The organism is Flavobacterium litorale (genome assembly GCF_019613795.1).
Taxonomy (GTDB): domain Bacteria; phylum Bacteroidota; class Bacteroidia; order Flavobacteriales; family Flavobacteriaceae; genus Flavobacterium; species Flavobacterium litorale.
Genome location: NZ_CP080429.1, coordinates 2,021,360 through 2,042,172, shown reverse-complemented (window position 1 = coordinate 2,042,172; position 20,813 = coordinate 2,021,360). Strand labels below are relative to the sequence as shown.

General features: G+C 33.1%; 22 protein-coding genes. 15 read left to right on the top strand and 7 right to left on the bottom strand.

Annotated elements, in window-relative coordinates; translation table 11 throughout:
* Nucleotides 1-28 precede the first annotated feature (28 nt).
* Nucleotides 29-2,005, bottom strand: coding sequence for an alpha-ketoacid dehydrogenase subunit alpha/beta (locus tag K1I41_RS09275; RefSeq protein ID WP_220641854.1), 1,977 nt, complete (start codon nt 2,003-2,005; stop codon nt 29-31).
* Between the two features lie 130 nt (nt 2,006-2,135).
* Between K1I41_RS09275 and K1I41_RS09270 the strand changes: the two genes are divergently transcribed.
* The 5 genes from K1I41_RS09270 (at nt 2,136) to K1I41_RS12445 (ending at nt 5,428) form a co-directional block, all read left to right on the top strand.
* A complete protein-coding gene (locus K1I41_RS09270) occupies nt 2,136-2,654 on the top strand; it encodes a PIN-like domain-containing protein (RefSeq protein ID WP_220640075.1) in 519 nt (172 codons plus the stop codon).
* Nucleotides 2,655-3,167: 513 nt separating this feature from the next.
* Complete coding sequence (locus tag K1I41_RS09265; RefSeq protein WP_255566910.1) at nt 3,168-4,235, top strand: IS1595 family transposase; 1,068 nt, start codon at nt 3,168-3,170, stop codon at nt 4,233-4,235.
* A 118-nt stretch (nt 4,236-4,353) separates the two neighbouring features.
* Nucleotides 4,354-4,902 carry a hypothetical protein gene (locus tag K1I41_RS09260; RefSeq protein ID WP_220640074.1) on the top strand — a complete coding sequence of 183 codons (549 nt, stop codon included), beginning with the start codon at nt 4,354-4,356 and terminating at the stop codon, nt 4,900-4,902.
* Nucleotides 4,903-4,910: 8 nt separating this feature from the next.
* On the top strand, nt 4,911-5,210 hold the full coding sequence (locus tag K1I41_RS09255; RefSeq protein ID WP_220640073.1) for a hypothetical protein: 300 nt from the start codon (nt 4,911-4,913) through the stop codon (nt 5,208-5,210).
* A gap of 83 nt (nt 5,211-5,293) precedes the next feature.
* On the top strand, nt 5,294-5,428 hold the full coding sequence (locus K1I41_RS12445; RefSeq protein ID WP_255566909.1) for a hypothetical protein: 135 nt from the start codon (nt 5,294-5,296) through the stop codon (nt 5,426-5,428).
* Nucleotides 5,429-5,491: 63 nt separating this feature from the next.
* Here K1I41_RS12445 and K1I41_RS09250 read toward each other — a convergent pair whose 3' ends face one another.
* Both K1I41_RS09250 and K1I41_RS09245 read right to left on the bottom strand, forming a co-directional pair.
* Nucleotides 5,492-5,911 (bottom strand): DUF6591 domain-containing protein, encoded by a 420-nt coding sequence (locus K1I41_RS09250; RefSeq protein ID WP_220640072.1) that lies wholly within the window; start codon nt 5,909-5,911, stop codon nt 5,492-5,494.
* A gap of 711 nt (nt 5,912-6,622) precedes the next feature.
* Nucleotides 6,623-6,988 carry a hypothetical protein gene (locus K1I41_RS09245; RefSeq protein ID WP_220640071.1) on the bottom strand — a complete coding sequence of 122 codons (366 nt, stop codon included), beginning with the start codon at nt 6,986-6,988 and terminating at the stop codon, nt 6,623-6,625.
* A gap of 246 nt (nt 6,989-7,234) precedes the next feature.
* Between K1I41_RS09245 and K1I41_RS09240 the strand changes: the two genes are divergently transcribed.
* From K1I41_RS09240 to K1I41_RS09230, 3 genes are read left to right on the top strand one after another with little or no spacing between them, the layout of a single operon-like run.
* Entirely contained in the window at nt 7,235-7,549 is a 315-nt protein-coding gene (locus K1I41_RS09240) for a hypothetical protein (protein ID WP_220640070.1), read from the top strand.
* 9 nt (nt 7,550-7,558) lie between these two features.
* Nucleotides 7,559-8,638 (top strand): ImmA/IrrE family metallo-endopeptidase, encoded by a 1,080-nt coding sequence (locus K1I41_RS09235; protein WP_220640069.1) that lies wholly within the window; start codon nt 7,559-7,561, stop codon nt 8,636-8,638.
* On the top strand, nt 8,631-9,728 hold the full coding sequence (locus K1I41_RS09230) for a Shedu anti-phage system protein SduA domain-containing protein (RefSeq protein ID WP_220640068.1): 1,098 nt from the start codon (nt 8,631-8,633) through the stop codon (nt 9,726-9,728). The genes K1I41_RS09235 and K1I41_RS09230 overlap by 8 nt, the downstream gene beginning before the upstream one ends.
* Here K1I41_RS09230 and K1I41_RS09225 read toward each other — a convergent pair.
* From K1I41_RS09225 to K1I41_RS09215, 3 genes are read right to left on the bottom strand one after another with little or no spacing between them, the layout of a single operon-like run.
* A complete protein-coding gene (locus tag K1I41_RS09225; RefSeq protein WP_220640067.1) occupies nt 9,725-10,657 on the bottom strand; it encodes an alpha-glutamyl/putrescinyl thymine pyrophosphorylase clade 3 protein in 933 nt (310 codons plus the stop codon). The genes K1I41_RS09230 and K1I41_RS09225 overlap by 4 nt on opposite strands.
* On the bottom strand, nt 10,658-11,446 hold the full coding sequence (locus tag K1I41_RS09220) for a hypothetical protein (RefSeq protein ID WP_220640066.1): 789 nt from the start codon (nt 11,444-11,446) through the stop codon (nt 10,658-10,660).
* Nucleotides 11,443-12,420 carry a thymidylate synthase gene (locus tag K1I41_RS09215; RefSeq protein WP_220640065.1) on the bottom strand — a complete coding sequence of 326 codons (978 nt, stop codon included), beginning with the start codon at nt 12,418-12,420 and terminating at the stop codon, nt 11,443-11,445. Before K1I41_RS09215 ends, K1I41_RS09220 begins: the two co-directional genes overlap by 4 nt.
* A 268-nt stretch (nt 12,421-12,688) precedes the next feature.
* On the opposite strand from K1I41_RS09215, the gene K1I41_RS12535 reads away from it, so the two are divergent.
* Nucleotides 12,689-13,696: a PIN-like domain-containing protein gene (locus K1I41_RS12535; protein ID WP_508349113.1), complete on the top strand. Its 1,008-nt coding sequence runs from the start codon at nt 12,689-12,691 to the stop codon at nt 13,694-13,696.
* Nucleotides 13,697-13,806: 110 nt separating this feature from the next.
* Here the strand turns inward: K1I41_RS12535 and K1I41_RS09205 are convergent, their stop codons facing one another.
* The gene (locus K1I41_RS09205) at nt 13,807-15,501 is read right to left on the bottom strand and encodes an alkaline phosphatase D family protein (RefSeq protein ID WP_220641852.1); all 1,695 of its coding nucleotides are present in this window, start codon (nt 15,499-15,501) and stop codon (nt 13,807-13,809) included.
* A 224-nt stretch (nt 15,502-15,725) separates the two neighbouring features.
* On the opposite strand from K1I41_RS09205, the gene K1I41_RS09200 reads away from it, so the two are divergent.
* The 6 genes from K1I41_RS09200 to K1I41_RS09175 all read left to right on the top strand — a co-directional run bounded on the left by K1I41_RS09200 (nt 15,726) and on the right by K1I41_RS09175 (nt 20,286).
* The gene (locus K1I41_RS09200; protein WP_220640063.1) at nt 15,726-16,676 is read left to right on the top strand and encodes an isopenicillin N synthase family dioxygenase; all 951 of its coding nucleotides are present in this window, start codon (nt 15,726-15,728) and stop codon (nt 16,674-16,676) included.
* A gap of 120 nt (nt 16,677-16,796) precedes the next feature.
* The gene (locus tag K1I41_RS09195) at nt 16,797-17,219 is read left to right on the top strand and encodes a GxxExxY protein (protein ID WP_220640062.1); all 423 of its coding nucleotides are present in this window, start codon (nt 16,797-16,799) and stop codon (nt 17,217-17,219) included.
* A gap of 14 nt (nt 17,220-17,233) precedes the next feature.
* Complete coding sequence (locus K1I41_RS09190) at nt 17,234-17,584, top strand: translation initiation factor (RefSeq protein WP_220640061.1); 351 nt, start codon at nt 17,234-17,236, stop codon at nt 17,582-17,584.
* Nucleotides 17,585-17,604: 20 nt separating this feature from the next.
* On the top strand, nt 17,605-18,477 hold the full coding sequence (locus K1I41_RS09185; protein WP_220640060.1) for a nucleoside phosphorylase: 873 nt from the start codon (nt 17,605-17,607) through the stop codon (nt 18,475-18,477).
* A 3-nt stretch (nt 18,478-18,480) separates the two neighbouring features.
* Entirely contained in the window at nt 18,481-19,326 is an 846-nt protein-coding gene (locus K1I41_RS09180) for a substrate-binding domain-containing protein (protein WP_220640059.1), read from the top strand.
* 27 nt (nt 19,327-19,353) lie between these two features.
* Nucleotides 19,354-20,286 carry a transglutaminase-like domain-containing protein gene (locus K1I41_RS09175; RefSeq protein ID WP_220640058.1) on the top strand — a complete coding sequence of 311 codons (933 nt, stop codon included), beginning with the start codon at nt 19,354-19,356 and terminating at the stop codon, nt 20,284-20,286.
* The last annotated feature ends 527 nt before the right edge of the window (nt 20,287-20,813 follow it).

The window sequence follows — 20,813 nt, the reverse complement described above, 5'->3', positions numbered from 1 at the left end:
GTTGTGTTTTATTTGGTAAGGCTTGCTGCTAGTATGCCATAAGCTCTTGCAAAGCAGTTTCAAAGCGTTGCTTTGGTAAATATTGGTCCTCTAATGCTTTGGTAAAGGGTATAGCACTCTCTAGGCTACCTACACGTTGTACTGGAGCATCTAAATACTCAAAACATTGCTCCATAATCATTGCCGAAATATCACTAGCTACACCACCAAAGAGGCTATCTTCTTGTAAAATAATTGCTCTACCCGTCTTTTTAACCGATGTAAAAATGGCTTCGGTATCTAACGGTTGCAACGTTCTTAAATCCAACACATCAGCACTAATATCAGGATGTTTATCCAACGTTTCTAATGCCCAATGTACACCCGCACCAAACGATATAATAGTTACATCTTGCCCATCTCGTAATAACGAGGCTTTACCAAACGGTAATGTGTAATAATCTGTTGGTACATCTTGGTACATACTGCGGTACAGTGCCTTATGCTCAAAAAACATTACAGGGTTAGGGTCGTTAATTGCTGTTGCCAAAAGCCCCTTAGCATCGTAAGGGAAAGCTGGATATACTACTTTTAAGCCTGGTGTTTTGGTAAACCATGCCTCGTTAGTTTGCGAGTGGAATGGTCCTGCCTGTACCCCTGCCCCACAAGGCATGCGCACTACAACATCGGCATTTTCCTGCCAACGGTAATGTACTTTTGCTAAATAGTTAACTATTGGATTAAATCCTGTAGATACAAAATCGCCAAACTGCATTTCTACAACAGCTTTATACCCGTTAATAGATAACCCCATCCCTGCCGATATAATAGCCGATTCGCATATTGGTGTGTTACGTACCCTGTCTTTACCAAAGACCTTTACAAAACCATCGGTAATTTTAAATACTCCGCCATAGTCAGCAATATCCTGCCCCATAATAACAAGGTTATCGTGGCGTTCCATCGATTGTTTTAAACCCTGTGATATAGCATCTATCATTCGTATGTTTTCTGTACTACCGTTATGGTTTACTGCTTCAAAATCGTACGATTTGTATACATCATTTAATTCCTCATCAAGGTTTGCGGCAATAGCAGGCTCAGCAGAAGCTTTTTTATAGTTTTCGTCTATTTCTTTTTTTAGTTCAGCACGTAAAGCTTCATCGTAATCTTCAGTAAGTATACCTTCAGCTTTTAGGTAAGCCCTAAAATTATCTACAGGATCTTTTTTGTGCCACATATCCATAAGCTCCTGAGGCACGTATTTTGTACCACTCGCCTCTTCGTGCCCACGCATACGAAAGGTTTTAAACTCCAATAAAACAGGGCGCGGATTTTTGCGCATCGAAGCTACTAAATCGGTTAGTTGGTTATATACCTCCAAAATATTGTTACCATCTATAATATGGCTTTCAATACCGTAGCCTATACCCTTATCGGCAAGATTTTCGCAGCGGTACTGCTCATTGGTAGGTGTAGATAAGCCGTAACCATTATTCTCTATAATAAACAAAACGGGTAGCTCCCATACGGAGGCTACATTAAGCGCTTCGTGAAAATCACCTTCACTAGTAGCGCCTTCGCCTGTAAATACAGCCGTAACTTTACCGTTTTGCTTTAATTTATTGGCCAGCGCAATACCATCGGCAACACCCAATTGCGGACCAAGGTGCGATATCATGCCTATAATTTTATATTCTTGTGTACCAAAATGGAAAGAACGGTCGCGCCCTTTGGTAAAACCGTTGGCTTTGCCTTGCCATTGCGAGAACAAACGGTATAGCGGAATATTACGTCCTGTAAATACCCCTAAGTTACGGTGCATGGGGAGTATGTACTCGTCGCTATCCAGTACAGCGGTAAGACCTACTGATATGGCTTCCTGCCCGATACCTGAGAACCACTTAGATACTTTACCTTGACGGATAAGTATTAGCATTTTCTCTTCAATTAATCGGGGTTTTAGTATTCTTTTATATAAATCAAGTAGTTGCGCGTCGGTAACTTGTTTTCTGTCGAAATTCATAGCGTATTTTGAGAAATTCATTTTTTTGTGTATCCAAAAGTAAGAAAATAACAGAATTAAGGCATGTTGTTATGAAAATTTATTTCGAAGGATTGTTTATAATATTTTTTTGTAAATTACACTATCCATTATGAAACTAATTATGAAACAAAAGCCAATCGACGACTGCAAGACATTTTCGGAAGATTTTGTTTTTAGAACTAATAATTTCTTTTCAATTCCAGTTTCGCAAAAAGCATTGAGCCAATATTCAAAAAACTTACTTGCTGCATTAAATCTTGAAAATGATATACCAATATTTTTAGACACCAATGTTTTATTAGATTACTATAAAATTTCGTTTACAGAAAGAGATGACATAATTAAATTTTTTGAAAAAAATAAATCTAGAATTTTCATAACAAAACAGATCGAAAAAGAATTTTTGAAACATCGGATAGATCATATTCGATCTTATCTAAACTCTGTTGACGAATTCACGAATGCATATAAAAATATAAAACGCGAAATAGTTGATATTAAATCTGGTATAATTAAAGGTTTTGAGCATTTTACAACGAAAAATCAGATATTAGTTAATGATTATCCAGAACTTTCTAAAGAATTATTAAAGACATGTATATACTTTAATGTACCAAATATAATTTAATTCAATAGAACTTCTTCCAGACTCTCTTCGATTAGGATATTTTTAAAACTGCTCTACAACGAGCAGTTTTTGCTTTTTCATATTATAAGTTAAACAATTATATACTCATTATATCAAAATTACTTTCAAATTTAAAATCCCAGCCATCGGCTGGGATTTTGTTAACATCATTGACCGATAAGCATCAACCATAACAACATTGTTAAGTTTCGAAATTTTAAAATTTTTAATTCATGAGAAATTTCAAATTTCGAAGGTTATTGCAATTCATGCAAAACCAGTTTCGACAGTTCACCATCAGCAAAGCAAATAAGGTTGTCAACTTGTTTTTAAAGTTATATGACTTTTTTGACAGTCTTTAAATGATGTTGCAAAATCCACCTGCCCAAAGGTGGATTTTGCTTTTTAATTTATAAGATAATTAAACAACGTCTATGACAACAGCCAAAACTATAAATATTCTCGATTGACCAATACTAAACAACATTGTTCAGTTCAACCAAAACGTAAGTTATGGTTGAAGCTCCTATACACAAAAAAGTAAGAAAAGAACTAAAAAAAGTAAGAAAAACATTACCTGTTAAGCCAAAATTTATTATATTTAATAAATCAATAATGGCAAAACATCCTGATATAGAATTAGATACGACCGCTGTTTTCAAGTCTATAATTCAAATGCTGGATTCTTTGCCAGATGAAAATACTTGCAGGCAACATTTAGAAAAGTTACGTTGGAATGGACAACCCATTTGCCCGAAGTGTGGTAGTCAAAGAGACAATCACTATAAGTTAAAACAAAAGGGAGAATTTAAAGGTCTATACAAGTGCAAGGATTGTAGAGAAAGATTTACTGTAAGAGTAGGAACAATATTTGAAAGTTCTCACATTCCTCTTAGAAAATGGTTTACTGCTATCTATTTATTCGCTGCCCACAAAAAAGGAATTAGCAGTCTTCAATTACATCGAGATTTGAATGTAACTCAAAAGACAGCTTGGTTTATGTTAAGTCGAATTCGTCATTCCTTTGCTAACAATGTAGAGTTTGAATTTGATGAAATTACTCAGTTAGACGAAACCTATGTAGGCGGAAAGAATAAGAATAGAAGTAAGAAAAAGAAAGTCTCAAATACTCAAGGCCGTAGCCTGAAAACAAAAGTACCAGTATTTGGTATGCTTTCAGGAGGGCTTGTATATGTCAAAGTTGTAAAAAATACCCGATCTAAAGTATTAACTCCTATAATCGAGGCTAAAATTAAAAAAGGTACTGTCGTAGTTACTGATGGATGGAATGCTTACAAAAGATTAAATAAAAGCTATATTCACCACGTTATTAAACACAATGAGGGCATTTACAAGATGGGTGCTTATCATACTAATGGTATTGAAGGTTTTTGGAGCTTATTGAAAAGAGGAACTACAGGTATATATCATGCCGTAAGTCCAAAGCATTTACAACGATATTGTGATGAATATGCTTACCGATACAATACTCGTCACATGAAAGATGGAGAGAGGTTTAATCTTTCTTTAGTTAATTCTGACGAACGAATAAAGTACAAAGATTTAATAGCTTCTAATTGATGTTATATATATTACAAACCTTTAATGGTATGTAATCAAAAAGAAATGATGTATAACTAACATAGAATTGACTTATCTTTACCTAGAATATTAAAGGAAATTAATATACTAGATAAGAATGAAAGAAATTATCGAAATTTATTCCAAAATAATCGTAGCAACATTTGGATTCATTGGACCTTCTTTTACGCTATTAATATCAATATTTATTGAATCAATTGAAAAATCAAGGGCTAAAAATGAACAGCAATTGAAAACTATCGAGTCTCTATATGCAGATTTATATAAAAATCGTGAAGAAAGAGACATGGAAGAAGAGATGAAAAAAATTTTAAAAAAGAATAAAACTCATAAGAAACAGATTATGAAAGAATTAAATCTTTTGAATCCGAGAAGACAAATCAAAAGAGTTTTTATTCCTTTAATTTTATCCATCATTTTTATTGCAATCTATTATTTTGCTCGGACGAAATATTGCAATCTAGAAAATTCTAATTTATCATTGCTTAAAATACTAGTTTTAGCAATAAGTGGAGTATGCTTTGCGTACTGTCTATTTGTACTGTGGCAGATTTTAAATATGGTCATTGAAGCAAAACAAGCTTTAATAAAAGATAGAACTGATAAGGTTGTTAAACAAGAAAATATACTAGAGGATAAAAATTAATAATTATCATGGCATTTAAAGTTATAGAAATATTAAACGGCGAAGATATTAAAGTTAATCCAAATTGGGCTTGGACTAACCCTGAAGGCGTTAAGTTAGTTGGCAATACGATAAAAATCAAAGGATATAAACTCCCAAATTCTAATGAATCTCATTCCGATTATGCAATTGCTAAGCTTAAAAAACTTATAGAAAATAGAGAAGTTGTTTTAAAAAATCCAAGTGTAATTGAAGGGAATTCTTCAATGATATCATGTAATGTCTTTATTGACAATGTTGATGTTTCTCACTATTTCCCAGAATATTAAATAATTTAAGAATTTATAATATCAATCTCTTTCTCTAATACACAGTTCAATTATACATATACTATAACAAAAAATGTATAATTATGAAACCACTTTCTCAACACCTAACAGAAGCTCTAAATGAAGAAAAGACACCAGAAGTTAAGCCTTCAAACGATAAGAGTCTTTTGGATATGGTGATTACTAATGATAAAGAAGATAATACAGAAGAATCTTAGGAGATTGTTTAATTATAAAAGCCATCCCGCAGGGATGGCTTTTTCCTTTTCTTAATCTAATGTCTATTGCATTTCCAAAGCAGCATTAGTCAACTTGTTCTGTAACTCCATGAATTTTGACATCTGTTTAGCTGACAGCTCTCCATTAGCATTTCCTAATTTTTCTGATAGCTTGTTAGCATTTTCCATCATCTCCATATATTGAGGCATTACAGAAGTATCTCCAGCTTTAGATTTCTTCAATAGCACAATATAATTGTCGATGTATTCTTCGTAATTTTTTAAGATGACATCCCAATCTTCCGATTGAGTATTTTCTTCAACAGGTTGTTGAAAATCTGTTTCTTCAAGCATTTCTTCTTGAGTTATTTCTGACTCAAAGGTTTCTTCTTGATTTATGGCATCCTTTTTCTCAGACTTACCTGAACAATTTACCAATAGGATAGTTGACATCAATAGTGTCGCAAATGATATATTTTTCATTCTTTTTTGATTTAAATTTTTAAAATTTGATTTAACGATTCCTTGTAATTGGTAAGTGTTTAAGGAGGTACTTTAGGACGCATTTGTGGTACAAATGCCTTGCACATCACTTCAAGAAATTTCTAAATAAATGTTTAATCTCCGGTGGTTTGAGAATCTTTAGTAAAGTTTCCATGTGGTGTTTGGATTTTGGTTAATACTTGATTTAATAAATAAAACAGGCGTGGACATTGCACCACCCTAAATCCAGGACACCACATCCCTTACAAGTAATGATACAAGCCACGCCTTATCGGCGCACCTATGTACATTATCTACTTGTAAAATCAAGAAGTCAAAGACTTCAGGGTGGTGTTTAGATTTAAGTAATAATGCAATCAAGCACGAATATTTTATAATACAAATTTAATCAAAATGGGTCACATGGGGAAATGCAGGGGAATTGTTATATTAAAAAATAAAAACATCGAATTACATGAACATGAAAACAACTCTCTTAAAAAAACTAATTCTATCATATTTATGGATTGATTATGTGGTATCTTGTCGAAAAATACCTAAATCAATTAAATTGACTACTTACTGGGGAATATGTGTTATAGATGAAAAACATTATGTTTATGATCATCCTAAACAAAATATTCCTTATACGGAAAGCGATTACAATACGTTTTTTAGAGAATGGTTTAGGAATTTAATGTCTCAATAATTTTACATTTGAATAATATTTTCCCATTCTCCAAGAAGCTCTTTTCCAAAATCTTTTTCAGTATTATAGAAAATTTGATTTTCAGCTATATGAGTTATAATGTATCTAAAACGTACTCCCAGTTCGCTTTTTACTAATGAAGATAGATGATTACTATCTCCAGAATATACGATAATTAATGTTGAAGCACAGCAAGGGAAAACATCTGAAACTCCATTTTTTCTAAAAAATTCTAACAAATATTTCGTGGCTTTTTCTTGACTATTATTAAAATGTTTTTCTACATCTTTAACATCATAGGAAAAATGAAATCTAATGTTATTATTGTTTTCCAAAGATTTAGTTAGATAATCTGATAATGGTTTCATATTTACAGTTTTTTATAATCATAATAAAAGGTAATAATCATGCCATAAATTAACTGCGACACCTTGTCATATTTAGTTACATAAAACTATAAGCAAAAATTATTTAGAAATATATTAGAATTGATTCGTGTAATGTAGAAAATATTGATAAGATTTATACTATATAATTTATTAGTAATGAAATGTTAATAATTTTAATATAAGTTATAATATATTTGCATAAAATCATTAACTTTAATTACTTACTTGATACTCTCTTTCGAAAATACAGAAATTAGAAGCATATGCGAGGATGAAAGTGTTGCGATTGAGGTATTAGGACCGGATTTAGCAAGAAAATTACATGCACGTTTAGCTGATTTATTAGCGGTTAAAACAGTTGATATGTTATCCGAAATCAGAGTTGGTTCTCCACAGGAAATTAATGATGGTGGTAATGTCCCTAAATATAAAATTAGTTTATCACCTGAACATATATTAATTTTTTGTGCTATCAATGTACCAGTAGATAAAGTAGACTGGTCTAAGGTCAAAAGAGTAAAAATTTTAGAGATTAGGTAAGTAAGTATCATGAATAATTTAAGTTTTGACCCAAATTGGGTATCTCCTCCGGGTGAAACAATGCTTGACATTTTAGAAGAGCAAAATATTTCACTTTCAACTTTTGCAGACCATATGGATACATCCATAGAATCCATAAATAGTTTAATTAGAGGAAATACTATAATCAATAAATCTTTAGCTTTACAATTAGAAGGCTTTTTTGGAGTATCTAACGATTTTTGGTTAACCAGAGAGGAGCAATATAGATTTATCTGTGAAAAAATACAGTCCGAAAACATTAATTGGCTTAAGCAATTACCAATCAAATTTATGATTAGTAATGGTTGGATTGGGGACGTGGAAGATAAAGTTAAAGCTTGTTTAGATTTTTTTAATGTAACAAGTATAAAAAACTGGAAAACAAAATATTCATCTGAAACACATGGCTTAGCGTTTAGAACTTCACAAACTCTCTCTTCAGATGAAAGTGCTGTTGCGACATGGTTAAGAAGAGGAGAAATAATTGCTCATAGTATTCAATGCAAACCCTGGGATAAAAGCTTATTTGAAAGTTCGCTCGATGATTTAAAAAAACTATCTCGAAATAAAAACCCAAAAGATTTTTTGCCACGTTTAATTTCAAAATGTGCAGAATTTGGAGTAGCTGTTGTTATAGTTCCAACACCTCCTGGGTGTAGGGCAAGCGGAGCAACAAAGTTTATTTCGGACGACAAAGCCTTACTACTTTTGAGTTTTAGATATTTATCAGATGATCAATTTTGGTTTACCTTTTTCCATGAGGCAGGACATTTAATATTACATCAAAAAACTACACATATCGAAATACAAAATGGAAACGTTGATGAGCAAGAACATGAAGCCAACGCATTTGCTGCCGAAGTCTTAGTGCCATATACTTATCATAAAGAACTTATTAATTTGAGAAGCAACCAGCGAAGACTAATTAAGTTGGCAATGGAACTTAATATTGCACCGGGCATAATTGTTGGGCAAATGCAATACTTAGGTATAATAGGGTTTAATTATTTAAATAGTTATAAGAGGAAATACAATTGGGAAGATATTAACTCTGTATATTATGAATAATCTCTCTCAAAAAGTTTCTAATTTTATCGAGCATGGTGCTCACCTTGATGATTTAAATGATTTATTTACATTAGCAATTGGACTAAACAATGATGAGAGTTTAATACAAGTTTCCAGATTGGTTAAAAGTGATTATGGAGGTTATACTTATAAATGGGAATTGAAAAACTCAGCAGCAGTGGCTATCCTAAATTGGGAAGTAAAAGGATTGGATAAATTAAAGGAAATTGTTTTTGAACCCAATTGTTCGTTCGCAAATATTAGTGTAATCACTGGAGTATTAGCTTATGTAGCATCTGGTCAAATAATACAACTTCCAAATTATGCAAAAGGTTTGTATATATGGAGGAGTATGGGATTGAATTCTGAAAAATTTAAAACAAAGGAACTAAGACAACATGCAAAAAAGATTTTAATTGACTGTGTAATTGAAATCGATAAGGAAGAAAAGTTACCCTACTCTGTTATGCATTCTTTAAGTAAACCTTTTTTTACTCCCGAAGCACAAGAGGAAATATTTTCAGCTGGTGTAATGAGATGGTTAAAGTTTAGTAATAAGGGAATAGAAGATTATAATAGTCTTATCTATGATTCTCCGCGTGACGAAATTTATTACCACTTGTTTTTAAAGGAACATGGTTATTTATTAGAACCTTTTTACAGTGAAATATGGTCAAAACCCCGTTTTGGTGAGTCATATCAGCCGGACTTCGTAGTAAAATCTATAGATAATAGCTACACAGTTATTGAAATAGAGAAACCTTACCAAAATATTATAACAAAAAATGGGAATTTATCTAAAGAGGCTATACATGCGCGCAGACAAGCATTAGAATATCGAGAATGGGTTATATTAAATTTACTATATGCAAAGAACAAATTCCCTGATATTTGGCGCCCAACTGCATTAGTTGTAATTGGTTTGGAAACAAATCTCGCAGATGCCCAGAAAGATAGACTAAGACAGGAAAATGAATCAACTCAAGGTATAGTTAAAATTGTTGGTTTCGATTGGCTGTATAGTAGAGCTAAATCAACATTAGAAAATCTTATTGATTACAATTCAAGAGTATCAAAGGTTAATGACTAACCGCCAAAATATATGTATCTTCCCGGATTTTTATTCCAATTACAAATAGCATCTTCTAAAACCTGCATACCAAAATTCAGATTTAAATGGTTTTCCAAATCTTCTAACCATCGATTAAGTTCTCTACGGCTAGGATTTCCTCCAAATAATTTAGTTGCTCCTTCAAATGGGCCAGTTGCTCCCTGCATATATACAGAGTCTGGTTGAATATTTAGAAGCCCCAATTTACCAACCATTGTTAAATAATCAAATTTACCCATTCTACCAAAACTTCTAACATAGTCCATCGATTTATAAATCTTCTTAAAGCCTACTTTTGGATTAGTCTCATTGATAAGTATATTATTAAAAAATGCTTCATGATTTTCTTGTTGGCAAATCCAATCTACATAAGAAACTACAGCTGCGCCAGTGCCGTTATTGTTTATTGCACTTAATGAGGTGTACTTCCTGTGATTTCCAACTTTTCCACGAGCTTTTACATCAGCATTATTAATTCTAAGCCATTCTCGAAATCCTTCTGGATCTTGGCTTACCGTATTCCAATCCCATAAAATTTCATCTCCCAACCCGCTATAAACTGCTTTTACAAGTCCCCATTTACTTTTTTTATTTTTCCCAAAATGAGTAGCGAGAAATACAAGCCAAAATGCTTCATCAATATTACCTTTTTTAATGTAATATGATGCTGCTTTAATGGGATCAAAAGCTGTACTTTGAGGGTCAGAACATGTTTCGGACACCTCTCTATCTCTAATTACTTCTACATATTTAATCCGTTTTATACTATCTACAATTTGCCAAGTAAAGCAATCAAGATTTGCCTGTGCGCTTATACCCGGCAAGTTTCTTCCTTCATAAGAGACCAGTTTCTGTTTAATTGTATCATATAAAGACTTATCCTTTACTCTCTGTTTAATTTGTTTCATTTAAATAATATTATCTGTTAGCCAATCTCTTAATTCTTTTAAAACTTCATTGCTTACACCAAAACTACTTTGTATATTATGATTATATCCTAATACCTTTATTTGCCTATTTAAATTAACATTACCAATTCTATCTATATACCCTGTGTAAGAATAGCCCATTACGTCAGTTGTATTCTTTCTTTTTAATGACCAAGCATCCATTTCTTGCCTCTTCAATTTAGTACAAGTAACCCTTTCAAAGTTGTCAACTACTGTTTGGCCATTTAAGACAATATATTCTATCTCAGAATTTTTAATTAGGTTACCTAAAAAATCACTACCTAATTCTAATAATAAAAATCTTTGTTCAGTTGTAAGTTCTGACCACTTACGTGATGTGGCATAAGGTATTAGGTCTAAATGGCAAGCATTATAAAGTGGAAAATAAAATGATAATGAGGCTCCTGATATTAGATAATCAAGTTTTTTAAACCAATTATCATAAGGATTTCTATTAAAATATTCATTACAGGTTTCAGATATTTTATTGAGATGTTTGTCAGTAATTTCACTCCAATCCATTATTCCTAACGAATCTAAGGTATGAAATCTTCGGTTATCATCTTTGAGTTCTAAACCTTGTGCATCTACAAACTCTCTATTACTCGGGTTTATACCTAAAGTGGCTATTTTTGAATTTGTAATATTACCAAATGAAATAATTGGGCTACCCCAAGTAATAACTTCTAATTCTTCTAAGTTTTTATTGTTAAAGTATTCTACTAAGTTAATAAGCTCTGTTGTCATTCTTCTTTTTTTGCAAATTTAGCAATACTATCTAAAATTTTTTTCTCTATATATTCGGTATATATTGATGAAGAAACTTTACATTTTAGCTCTTCTATTTTATCAATAAGTCCACTCTTATATAAAGAATGTATTTTAATTAATAAAAGTAAGTCATACCAGTATGCTTCAGTATTAACATCATCCAGATTAAAATCCTCACCATTACGAATTTTAGTTTCATAGCTTTTAAGGATTTCTATTTTTTCCCAAGGATTTCCGTCAGGCATAGCAGGCATTTGAAAACTTGTTGACTGATATCCTTCATTTATATAATTTCTCGCCTTCTGATAATCTTTTTCATACAAATGTAAACTGGAAACGGAATGATAATATTCTCCCATATCATATTGCAAAGATTTGGCAACAAGTTCTTGAATCATGGTAAAACAAAATATATCATGAGGTAAACCAACATATGCATCATTAGATCTCATAGATACATATAAATTAAGTTTATTACTTCTAACAGTAAACTGTAAAAAACATGTACATGGGATATCTTTAGAAAGTCTTCTCTTATTTTCTTTACTATCATAAAACATTTCAAGATCTGAAGCATCAAAAAGTGATATAACCGCTCTCCTACTTTGTGGATTTTCTTTTAGTAGCTTAATTACATTTTCAAGTTGATTAAACTTATCATGCATATTAAATATTCGAGGACCATAAGCACCTTGAATAGTTTTGCCATCATCTGAACAGTCTGAATAATACTTTATATAATATTGTATGAACGATAATTCGTTACTACCTGAAAGATACCATAATAATTCCCCCAAAGCACTAAAGGGTTTACCTTTAGTTTCAGTTCTACTTATTCTTGCAAGAGGATTTTTCAATTTTAATAAAACACCAAAAATCTCACTATTTTTGCCTTTTGATGCTGTAACATTTGTAGATATATCTAAAAGAGAATTAAGTATATCATACATTAAATCGTCGAGAGTGTTTTTTTCTATACACAGCATAAGTCAAAGAATTTGTCAAATAAAATTAATATTTTTCATAAAACAATAGGTAAAAATACTTGATTTACAGAATTGCAGTAATACCTATTAGTGGGTATTTTTGAATCAGACGTATAACTGTTTTAAATGTTATTCTTACCTTTCTTTTTAACCTCTAAACTGTACTATCGTTCTAGTTCATTCTCTGAGATAAAGGAATGTTAATCTAAGGAGTTAATTACATCAATTTTACATAATTATTATATTTGGTACATTAAAGTATATACATGTCTTATTAAATTTAAATTTAGAAATATCGACAGCCTTAGTAAATATTTTTGAGAACAATGATTTTGAGAAACGTATAAACGAAAAAGGAGTTGAAATAGATGAAATTCAGAATAATTTAGAAGGAAAGGCTGATATTGAGCGTGATGATCCTCTTTTAGAAATTGTTACTCAATTTAATATTATTGATAACTTATCAACAGAAGAAATTACTTTCTTAAAAAAACAGTTTGATTCTTTAAAAATTGATTACGATAAGTTTAAAAATGAACAAAAAGTTAACTGGAAGTATACATTTCCAGGTTGTGGTGACAAAAAAGATGATCCGTACGGTGATTTCATAATCTATCACGAAATGATTAAATTCCAGTATTCTTCAAAAAAGGATACCATTTTTTTAACCAATGATACTACGAAAAATGACTGGCTTTTGGGAAATAAGCACGATTTAAAACCTTACACACATTATATAATTAATTCTTTTTATCTTTCAAATCAAACTCTTTATATATTAAATGCAAAAGACAAAATAAGAATTAGCTACGATCCTATCTATACTGGAGAAGAGGAAATTTTAGAATTACAAGATGAAGAAAAGCGTATTATAGATGAAAAATTGAATCATGCATTAAATGAAGATCCAAAGCCACAGCCCAAAATTTTATATCAAATTGATTTAGATAAGTTCGAAGAAAAGAGTAATATGAGTAATTTTTACAAAAATATTACTAAAGAAGAGTTCTTAAATGAATTAGTAGAAAGTGAAAAATGGGCGGAGAAATATGGTAGTGGTTTTGTTGGAACTAATAGTTTTGTAATGAAATATTTAGGTGCAAAAGGTTACGACTATAGACATTCTTACACTATAAAGGACGAACTAGTAAAAGAGGAAAAAATAAAAGAATTTTTACACAAACCAGAAAATCCAGAGTTCAATCCTGTAGAAGCTATCAAAATCATTTCCGAAAGTTAGCAATATTCTTCTTTTGCATTTAAACTTTACGATTAAAGAATGTTGAATAGAAAACACCTACTTGATAAAAATAAAGTGGGTATTTAAAATAATAAGCTGTTATCTAAACATTACGAATAGATAACCGTATACCCTACCTCTGTAGCATAATTTTCAGATAAAATAGTACTTACAAACATCCATTCCGATTTTACTTCTGCTTGTGTAAACGTAGTCATCATAAAGCCTCGTCTGGAAGCATCAAAGTACGATAATCCATCAATTAATATGGTTAGCGCTTGCTGGAATCCTGCTATAACACTGGCATCCACATCTCCCAAATACGTTTCAAAACCTGGCGAGCTAACGCTAGAAGTCGCTAACTCAATACCAACCTCTGTACCATCTTGTGCGTATAAGGTATTGTTCCATGCATTGTGGGTATCGCCTGCTAGTGTAACTATTTTTTTACCGCCTAGGGCACTATATATAGCTTCTCTGTCTATTGGGTAACCATCCCAAGCATCTAGGTTATACGGTATTGTAGTTAGTACTCTTGCACGCTCTTCGTTGGTAAGTGTAGGGTCGTTATTTTGCATTCGTACTTTTATTTGCACTAGCTCTCCTAATATCTGGTTAAAGTTTGGGCTTCCAAAAGCAGTTATCATTTCGGCAGGTACGTGCATATTACCCATTAGTACTTGTTGCCCTAACACTTGCCACTTGGCTGTGCTGGCACCAATTTGGTTTATAACCCAGTTGCGTTGTGTAGTACCTAATAACGATCTCGAGGCATCTGTAAGATCAGCTTGGAAAGCAGCACCATCAAATCCAGCAGCAGTATAGTAATTACCAATATTGAGTTGCTTATCGCGCCCAATAATTCTGGTATCTAGCATCATTAAATCAACCAAACCACCAATATTAATAGTTCTGTATATTAACTCGTTATTACTAGAATCTTGTCTTGAAAATGGTAAAAATTCACTATAGGCTTGCAGTGCATTTTGTTTTCTTACTTGGTAGCTTCCTTCGGTAGCTTCGGTATGGTTTTCTGCACCATCTTTATACGCATCGTTTGTTATTTCGTGGTCGTCCCAAACACATATAAAAGGTTTCTTTTGGTGTGCAAGTTGTAAATGAACATCAGACCTATATTGTTTGTAGCGTGTTCTGTAATCGTTTAACGATATGATTTCTCCCGCAGGCTTATGGTCTCTATTCAAAAATGCATTTTCATCAGATGCGCCATATCCTCCTGCTCCATATTCGTAAAAATAGTCACCTAAGTGTACTATAATATCAGCATCCGATTTTGCCATAGCATCGTAAGCCGTAAATAACCCTGCTTGGTAGTTAGAGCATGAGCAAACTGCTAATTTTACTTGGTTGGCGTTTACAGGCAATGTTATCGTTTCACCTGTTACAGACAATGCTTCGTCTGCCACGTTCACAAAACGATAGTATAATTTTTGGTCAGCATCAAGCTCTGTAAGTTCAATAGCAATGGTATTATCGCGTGTACTATCAGTAGTTATAGTTCCCGTACGTACTAGGGTATCAAAAGAAGTATCAGTAGCAACTTCCCATATAATTTCGCTACCTGGCTTATTATAACGTGTCCAGATAATTACCGAAGAGCTACTCGGGTCGAAACTGGCAACACCTTGGTCGAAATTCTTATTGGTATACCCCTCAGGGTTAAAGCTAGCAGCACTATCATCATCACTACTACAGCTAATAAAATTTGGGGCTAAAATAATTCCTCCAGATACAATTAAAGATTTTTTAAGAAAACTCCTTCTACTATTACTTTTTGATTCCATAAGTTTGGGTATAATTTTTCTCAAAAATGGAATTTTTAATACAAGTGACCGTTATAGAATCTTTACCGTTGTATTACTGAATGTGTTTACTTGTTAAATTAAATGTATTATATCAAACCATTCTAAATTGTTAACAACTTAGCTACTTGCTTACAAAAAATAATCCTTAGCTTTGTTTTTATAAGGCTTTACGCCTGTTTTAGTTATTAACAATTTTCACAGCTATGCAAAATATTCCAAGTGTAGATCTGCGTGATTTCCTTTCGGACGACCCGAAACGCAAACAAAAATTTGTAAATGAAATCGGTAAAGCCTATGAAGATATAGGGTTTGTAGCCTTAAAAGGGCATTTTCTTAACGACCAACTGGTTAAAGAACTGTACAGCGAGGTTAAAAACTTTTTTAATTTACCACTGGCCACTAAAGAAAAGTATGAAATTCCTGGCATTGGTGGGCAGCGTGGCTATGTATCGTTTGGTAAGGAGCATGCTAAAGGGCGTAAAGAGGGCGACTTAAAAGAGTTTTGGCACTTTGGACAGTATCTTGAAGAAGGCTCTAAATACGCCGATGAATATCCTGATAATGTAAAAGTAGATGAATTACCAAAATTTAATGCGGTAGGTAAAGAAACTTACAAAATGCTCGAAAAAACGGGTGTTTACGTACTACGTGCTTTGGCGCTATATTTAGGATTGGATGAGTTTTATTTTGACGATTACATAGCCGAAGGTAACAGCATACTCCGCCCTATACACTACCCACCTATTACTACCGAACCTAAAAATGCAGTACGTGCAGCAGCACACGGCGATATTAACCTAATTACACTATTAATGGGTGCACAGGGTAAAGGTTTACAAGTGCAAAACCACAACGGCGAATGGATCGATGCTATAGCGCAACCCGATGAATTGGTTATTAATGTAGGCGATATGCTTAGCAGACATACCAATAATAAACTAAAAAGTACCATACACCGTGTAGTAAATCCGCCAAAGGAATTATGGGGAACATCACGTTACTCCATACCATTTTTTATGCATCCTGTTAGTGAAATGAAGCTGGATTGTTTGGATAATTGTATTGATGAGGAGAATCCTAAAAAATATGACGACATAACAGCAGGCGATTTCCTTTACGAACGCCTGGTAGAGTTAGGGTTAATCAAAAAATAATAATTAACTTTATACCATTAAACAAGGCATTAGGTTATATATAGCCTAATGCTTTTTTGTTTTGTCATTTTTTAGAACACCGATAACACGAATTAAACAGATATTCACTGATTTTATATTATGCTTCATAAACGTTTAACAGGAGAGATACTCAAAGTATTTTATGATGTCTATAACGAGCTTGGTTATGGCTTTCTTGAAAGGGTATATCAAAATACACTATTTATTGAATTAAAACAGCGGGGCTTTGATGTTGCAGCTCAGAAGAAAATATCGGTATATTATAAAGAACATTTGGTAGGCGATTATTTTGCTGACATTATTGTAAATAACAAAATAATTTTAGAATTAAAGGCTGCGAAATGTATTGTTGAAGAATTTGAATATCAATTGATAAATTATCTTAAAAGCACAGACTGCGAAGTTGGACTGTTGCTGAATTTTGGAAAAGAGCCAGAGTTCGCTCGTAAAATTTTTAGTAATGCTAAGAAAAAAATTCATGTGAATTCGCCTGATTCGATTCATCCGCATCCAATTAAATAAATACGATTTGAATTATGGGAAAGAAAATAAACAGCTTGGAAGATCTCGGAGGGTTCGTATTCTCAACTAATGAAGATTTTGAGTATGATACTAACGATGAACAACAAGAGACCTTACCAAATAATGAGCAAAGACTGGAGGCACACCTCGATAAAAAAAACAGAGGGGGTAAAATAGCAACCATTATAAAAGGTTTTGAAGGAACTGAAGATGATTTAAAGGCGCTAGCAAAAAAACTAAAAACCCTTTGTGGTGTAGGAGGCTCGGCAAAAGAGGGAGAAATTATAATACAGGGCAACTTTCGCGATAAAATAATGGATTACCTAACAAAGCAAGGTTACAAAGTAAAACGTGTAGGGAGTTAAATACACACAACACAAAACGAATGAGTATAAAGCAATCAGAACTTATATTAAACCCCGATGGCAGTGTTTATCATCTAAACTTAAAGCCTGAAAATATTGCACACAATATTATTTTTGTGGGCGACCAAAACAGGGTTGAGAAAATAACACAGCATTTTGATAGTATTGAATTTAGTACCCAAAAACGAGAGTTTAAAACACAAACGGGTAGCTATAAAGGCAAAAAGCTAACAGTACTCGCTACAGGTATTGGTCCTGATAATATTGATATTGTATTAAACGAATTGGATGCTCTGGTTAACATAAATCTCGAAACCCGAAAACCAAAATCAGAACTTACATCTTTAAATATTGTACGTGTGGGTACATCAGGCTCATTACAACCTGATATTCCCGTAGATAGCTTTGTGATGTCCGAATACGGGCTTGGACTAGATAATATGTTACGTTCGTACGCAATGGATGGTATTTCGCAACCTGATTTAGAAGACGCTTTTATTAACCACACCCATTGGGATGCACGCAAAGGCAGACCTTATGCTATAAACTGCAGCAAAACTTTAATGGAGTTAATGGACAGCGAAAATATACACAAAGGAATAACGGCAACCTCTGGTGGTTTTTACGGTGCGCAAGGCAGAGTATTACGCCTCGAAATTCAGGATACAAGCTTAAACAGTAAAATGGATAACTTTAACTTTAAAGGAAACAGAATAACCAATTTAGAGATGGAAACAGCAGCCATTTACGGGCTATCGGCTCTGTTAGGGCACAATGCATTATCGTTAAATGCCATTATTGCCAATAGGGCTACGGGTAATTTTAGTACCGACCCGTACAAAGTTGTAAACAACCTAATTGAGTATACTCTAGAACGAATTGTACAGATTTAGTATATGAAAACAATAAAAATAGCTGGCGTACCCGAACACTTTAACCTGCCGTGGCACCTGTGTATAGAAAACGAATCCTTTAAAAATAAGGATATTAATGTTGAATGGAATGATGTTCCAGAAGGTACGGGCAGGTTGTGCCAAATGTTGCGTACTGGCGAAACCGACATTGCCGTAATACTTACCGAAGGTATTATTAAAGATATTGCAGCAGGTAATAACAGTAAAATTGTACAAGTATACGTACAATCGCCATTAATATGGGGTATTCACGTAGCAGCAAACAGCAATTATCAATCCATTTCGGAACTAAAAAATAGAAAAGTAGCCATAAGCCGATATGGTTCAGGCTCACAGCTTATGGCTATTGTAAATGCTAAAAATCAAGGTTGGAACACTGATAACTTGGATTTTGAAGTTATAAATACACTTGATGGTGCTGTAACCGCACTTACTAACGGAACAGCGGACTATTTTATGTGGGAGCGTTTTATGACAAAACCTATTGTAGATGCAGGCATTTTTAGGCGCGTAGGCAACTGCCCTACCCCATGGCCCTGCTTTGTTATTGCCGTACGTAACGAAGTGCTAGAGAAAGATAGCGAGGTTATTGGAACAATTTTAGCTACAATAAATAAAGCTACCAGAGAGTTTAAAAATATACCTAATATTGCAAACACACTTGCAAAGCGTTATAACCAAAAACCAAAGGATATACAGGAATGGCTTACCCTTACAGAATGGTCGCAAAGTAAGTTGGATAAAAATACGTTTGAAACCGTACAAAACCAATTGGTGGATTTAAACATAATTACGCAAAAAACAATCTTTGATACAGCTACAGGATAAATGTGCCGTACTGGCAGCTAAGTAAAAATGACACAAAAGGAAACCACTACTTTTCAGCAATTTAAAGAAAAGCTTCGGATAAAAAAGCCGTGGGATTCCATTATAATACTAGTACTTAATATCCTTATTACTATACCAGTATTTATTATTTTACACCAAAACTTAATAGACCCTGAATGGGCTTTTAATTTAGACAGAATATTTATTGTAGTAGTACTAATTGTAGTAATACAGTTAGTATTACAGTTATTAAAAACCGTTATAATAATTTGTATCTTTTTGTACCTTATAGCGTTGGTATACGGCTCTTTTTTTGGTGAATATGGCTTTAAAGCCGTATTCGAGGATTATCAGGCAATGATATATACCATGTCTGCCAATCCCAACCCACAAGATATAATTATATCCAAACTACTACCTTTCCCGAATAAATCGGAAATTATAGATGCCGTAGAGTATAACAATCCACGTGTTCGGAATTTTGCTTTATCGGCCACTACCAAATATTTTAAAGATGTAAAAGGGTATCGTGAACAACGTAAAATGATACAATGTTTTGCTGTATTTAAAGAAATTAGAGACCGCTGGAATTATGTTAACGATCCTAAAGGACGGGAATACATTGCTTACGCCAGCGAGTCGCTACAGCACTTTTCGGGCGATTGTGATGATCATGCCATACTCATGTCGGCTTGTATACGTGCTATAGGTGGTACACCCCGTATTATACATACAGGAGGGCATTTATACCCCGAAATGTTAGTAGGCAACAAAGCTGACCTTGAAATAGCTATTTATTTAATTAAAGAAGTACTTTTTGTAAACGAAAGCCGTGGAAAAGAAATTCATTACCACATAGACGAACGCGGGCAAATATGGCTCAACCTCGACTATACTGCCACCTACCCTGGTGGTCCTTTTATGTCGGAAGAAATTCTTGGTGCTTTAACTTTGAATTAGATTTTTAGTGTAAACTCAGTTTCATTTAAATGGTAAGAAATCTATTTGAATGATACTGGCAAACTATACCTAAAAGGTCTTGAATACCTTACAGCAAACCAAATACAAACATAGGTATCATTCTGCAAGGTTTATAAAACCTTGTAGATTTTAAATATGAATCCAGCACTATCTAAATGGTAGGGAATATAATCGTTACGGTGCTTACCATAAACACCTATAATGTCTCAAAGATCTCGCAGCAAACCAAATACAAACATAGGTATCATTCTGCAAGGTTTATAAAACCTTGTAGATTTTAAATATGAATCCAGCACTATCTAAATGGTAGAGAATATAATGGTTACGGTGCTTACCATAAACACCTATAATGTCTCAAAGATCTCGCAGCAAACCAAATACAAACATAGGTATCATTCTGCAAGGTTTATAAAACCTTGTAGATTTTAAATATGAATCCAGCACTATCTAAATGGTAGGGAATATAATCGTTACGGTGCTTACCATAAACACCTCTAAGGTCTTAA

Bases quoted from the DNA above. Each gene is read 5' to 3' on its own strand.
- K1I41_RS09185 (WP_220640060.1), top strand. From the start codon at position 17,605: ATGAGTATAAAGCAATCAGAACTTATATTAAACCCCGATGGCAGTGTT.
- K1I41_RS09175 (WP_220640058.1), top strand. From the start codon at position 19,354: ATGACACAAAAGGAAACCACTACTTTTCAGCAATTTAAAGAAAAGCTT.
- K1I41_RS09255 (WP_220640073.1), top strand. From the start codon at position 4,911: ATGGCATTTAAAGTTATAGAAATATTAAACGGCGAAGATATTAAAGTT.
- K1I41_RS09195 (WP_220640062.1), top strand. From the start codon at position 16,797: ATGCTTCATAAACGTTTAACAGGAGAGATACTCAAAGTATTTTATGAT.
- K1I41_RS09180 (WP_220640059.1), top strand. From the start codon at position 18,481: ATGAAAACAATAAAAATAGCTGGCGTACCCGAACACTTTAACCTGCCG.
- K1I41_RS09265 (WP_255566910.1), top strand. From the start codon at position 3,168: ATGGTTGAAGCTCCTATACACAAAAAAGTAAGAAAAGAACTAAAAAAA.
- K1I41_RS09235 (WP_220640069.1), top strand. From the start codon at position 7,559: ATGAATAATTTAAGTTTTGACCCAAATTGGGTATCTCCTCCGGGTGAA.
- K1I41_RS09220 (WP_220640066.1), bottom strand. From the start codon at position 11,446: ATGACAACAGAGCTTATTAACTTAGTAGAATACTTTAACAATAAAAAC.
- K1I41_RS09250 (WP_220640072.1), bottom strand. From the start codon at position 5,911: ATGAAAAATATATCATTTGCGACACTATTGATGTCAACTATCCTATTG.
- K1I41_RS12445 (WP_255566909.1), top strand. From the start codon at position 5,294: ATGAAACCACTTTCTCAACACCTAACAGAAGCTCTAAATGAAGAAAAG.
- K1I41_RS09275 (WP_220641854.1), bottom strand. From the start codon at position 2,005: ATGAATTTCGACAGAAAACAAGTTACCGACGCGCAACTACTTGATTTA.
- K1I41_RS09190 (WP_220640061.1), top strand. From the start codon at position 17,234: ATGGGAAAGAAAATAAACAGCTTGGAAGATCTCGGAGGGTTCGTATTC.
- K1I41_RS09215 (WP_220640065.1), bottom strand. From the start codon at position 12,420: ATGTATGATATACTTAATTCTCTTTTAGATATATCTACAAATGTTACA.
- K1I41_RS09270 (WP_220640075.1), top strand. From the start codon at position 2,136: ATGAAACTAATTATGAAACAAAAGCCAATCGACGACTGCAAGACATTT.
- K1I41_RS09260 (WP_220640074.1), top strand. From the start codon at position 4,354: ATGAAAGAAATTATCGAAATTTATTCCAAAATAATCGTAGCAACATTT.
- K1I41_RS09225 (WP_220640067.1), bottom strand. From the start codon at position 10,657: ATGAAACAAATTAAACAGAGAGTAAAGGATAAGTCTTTATATGATACA.
- K1I41_RS09245 (WP_220640071.1), bottom strand. From the start codon at position 6,988: ATGAAACCATTATCAGATTATCTAACTAAATCTTTGGAAAACAATAAT.
- K1I41_RS09230 (WP_220640068.1), top strand. From the start codon at position 8,631: ATGAATAATCTCTCTCAAAAAGTTTCTAATTTTATCGAGCATGGTGCT.
- K1I41_RS09205 (WP_220641852.1), bottom strand. From the start codon at position 15,501: ATGGAATCAAAAAGTAATAGTAGAAGGAGTTTTCTTAAAAAATCTTTA.
- K1I41_RS09200 (WP_220640063.1), top strand. From the start codon at position 15,726: ATGCAAAATATTCCAAGTGTAGATCTGCGTGATTTCCTTTCGGACGAC.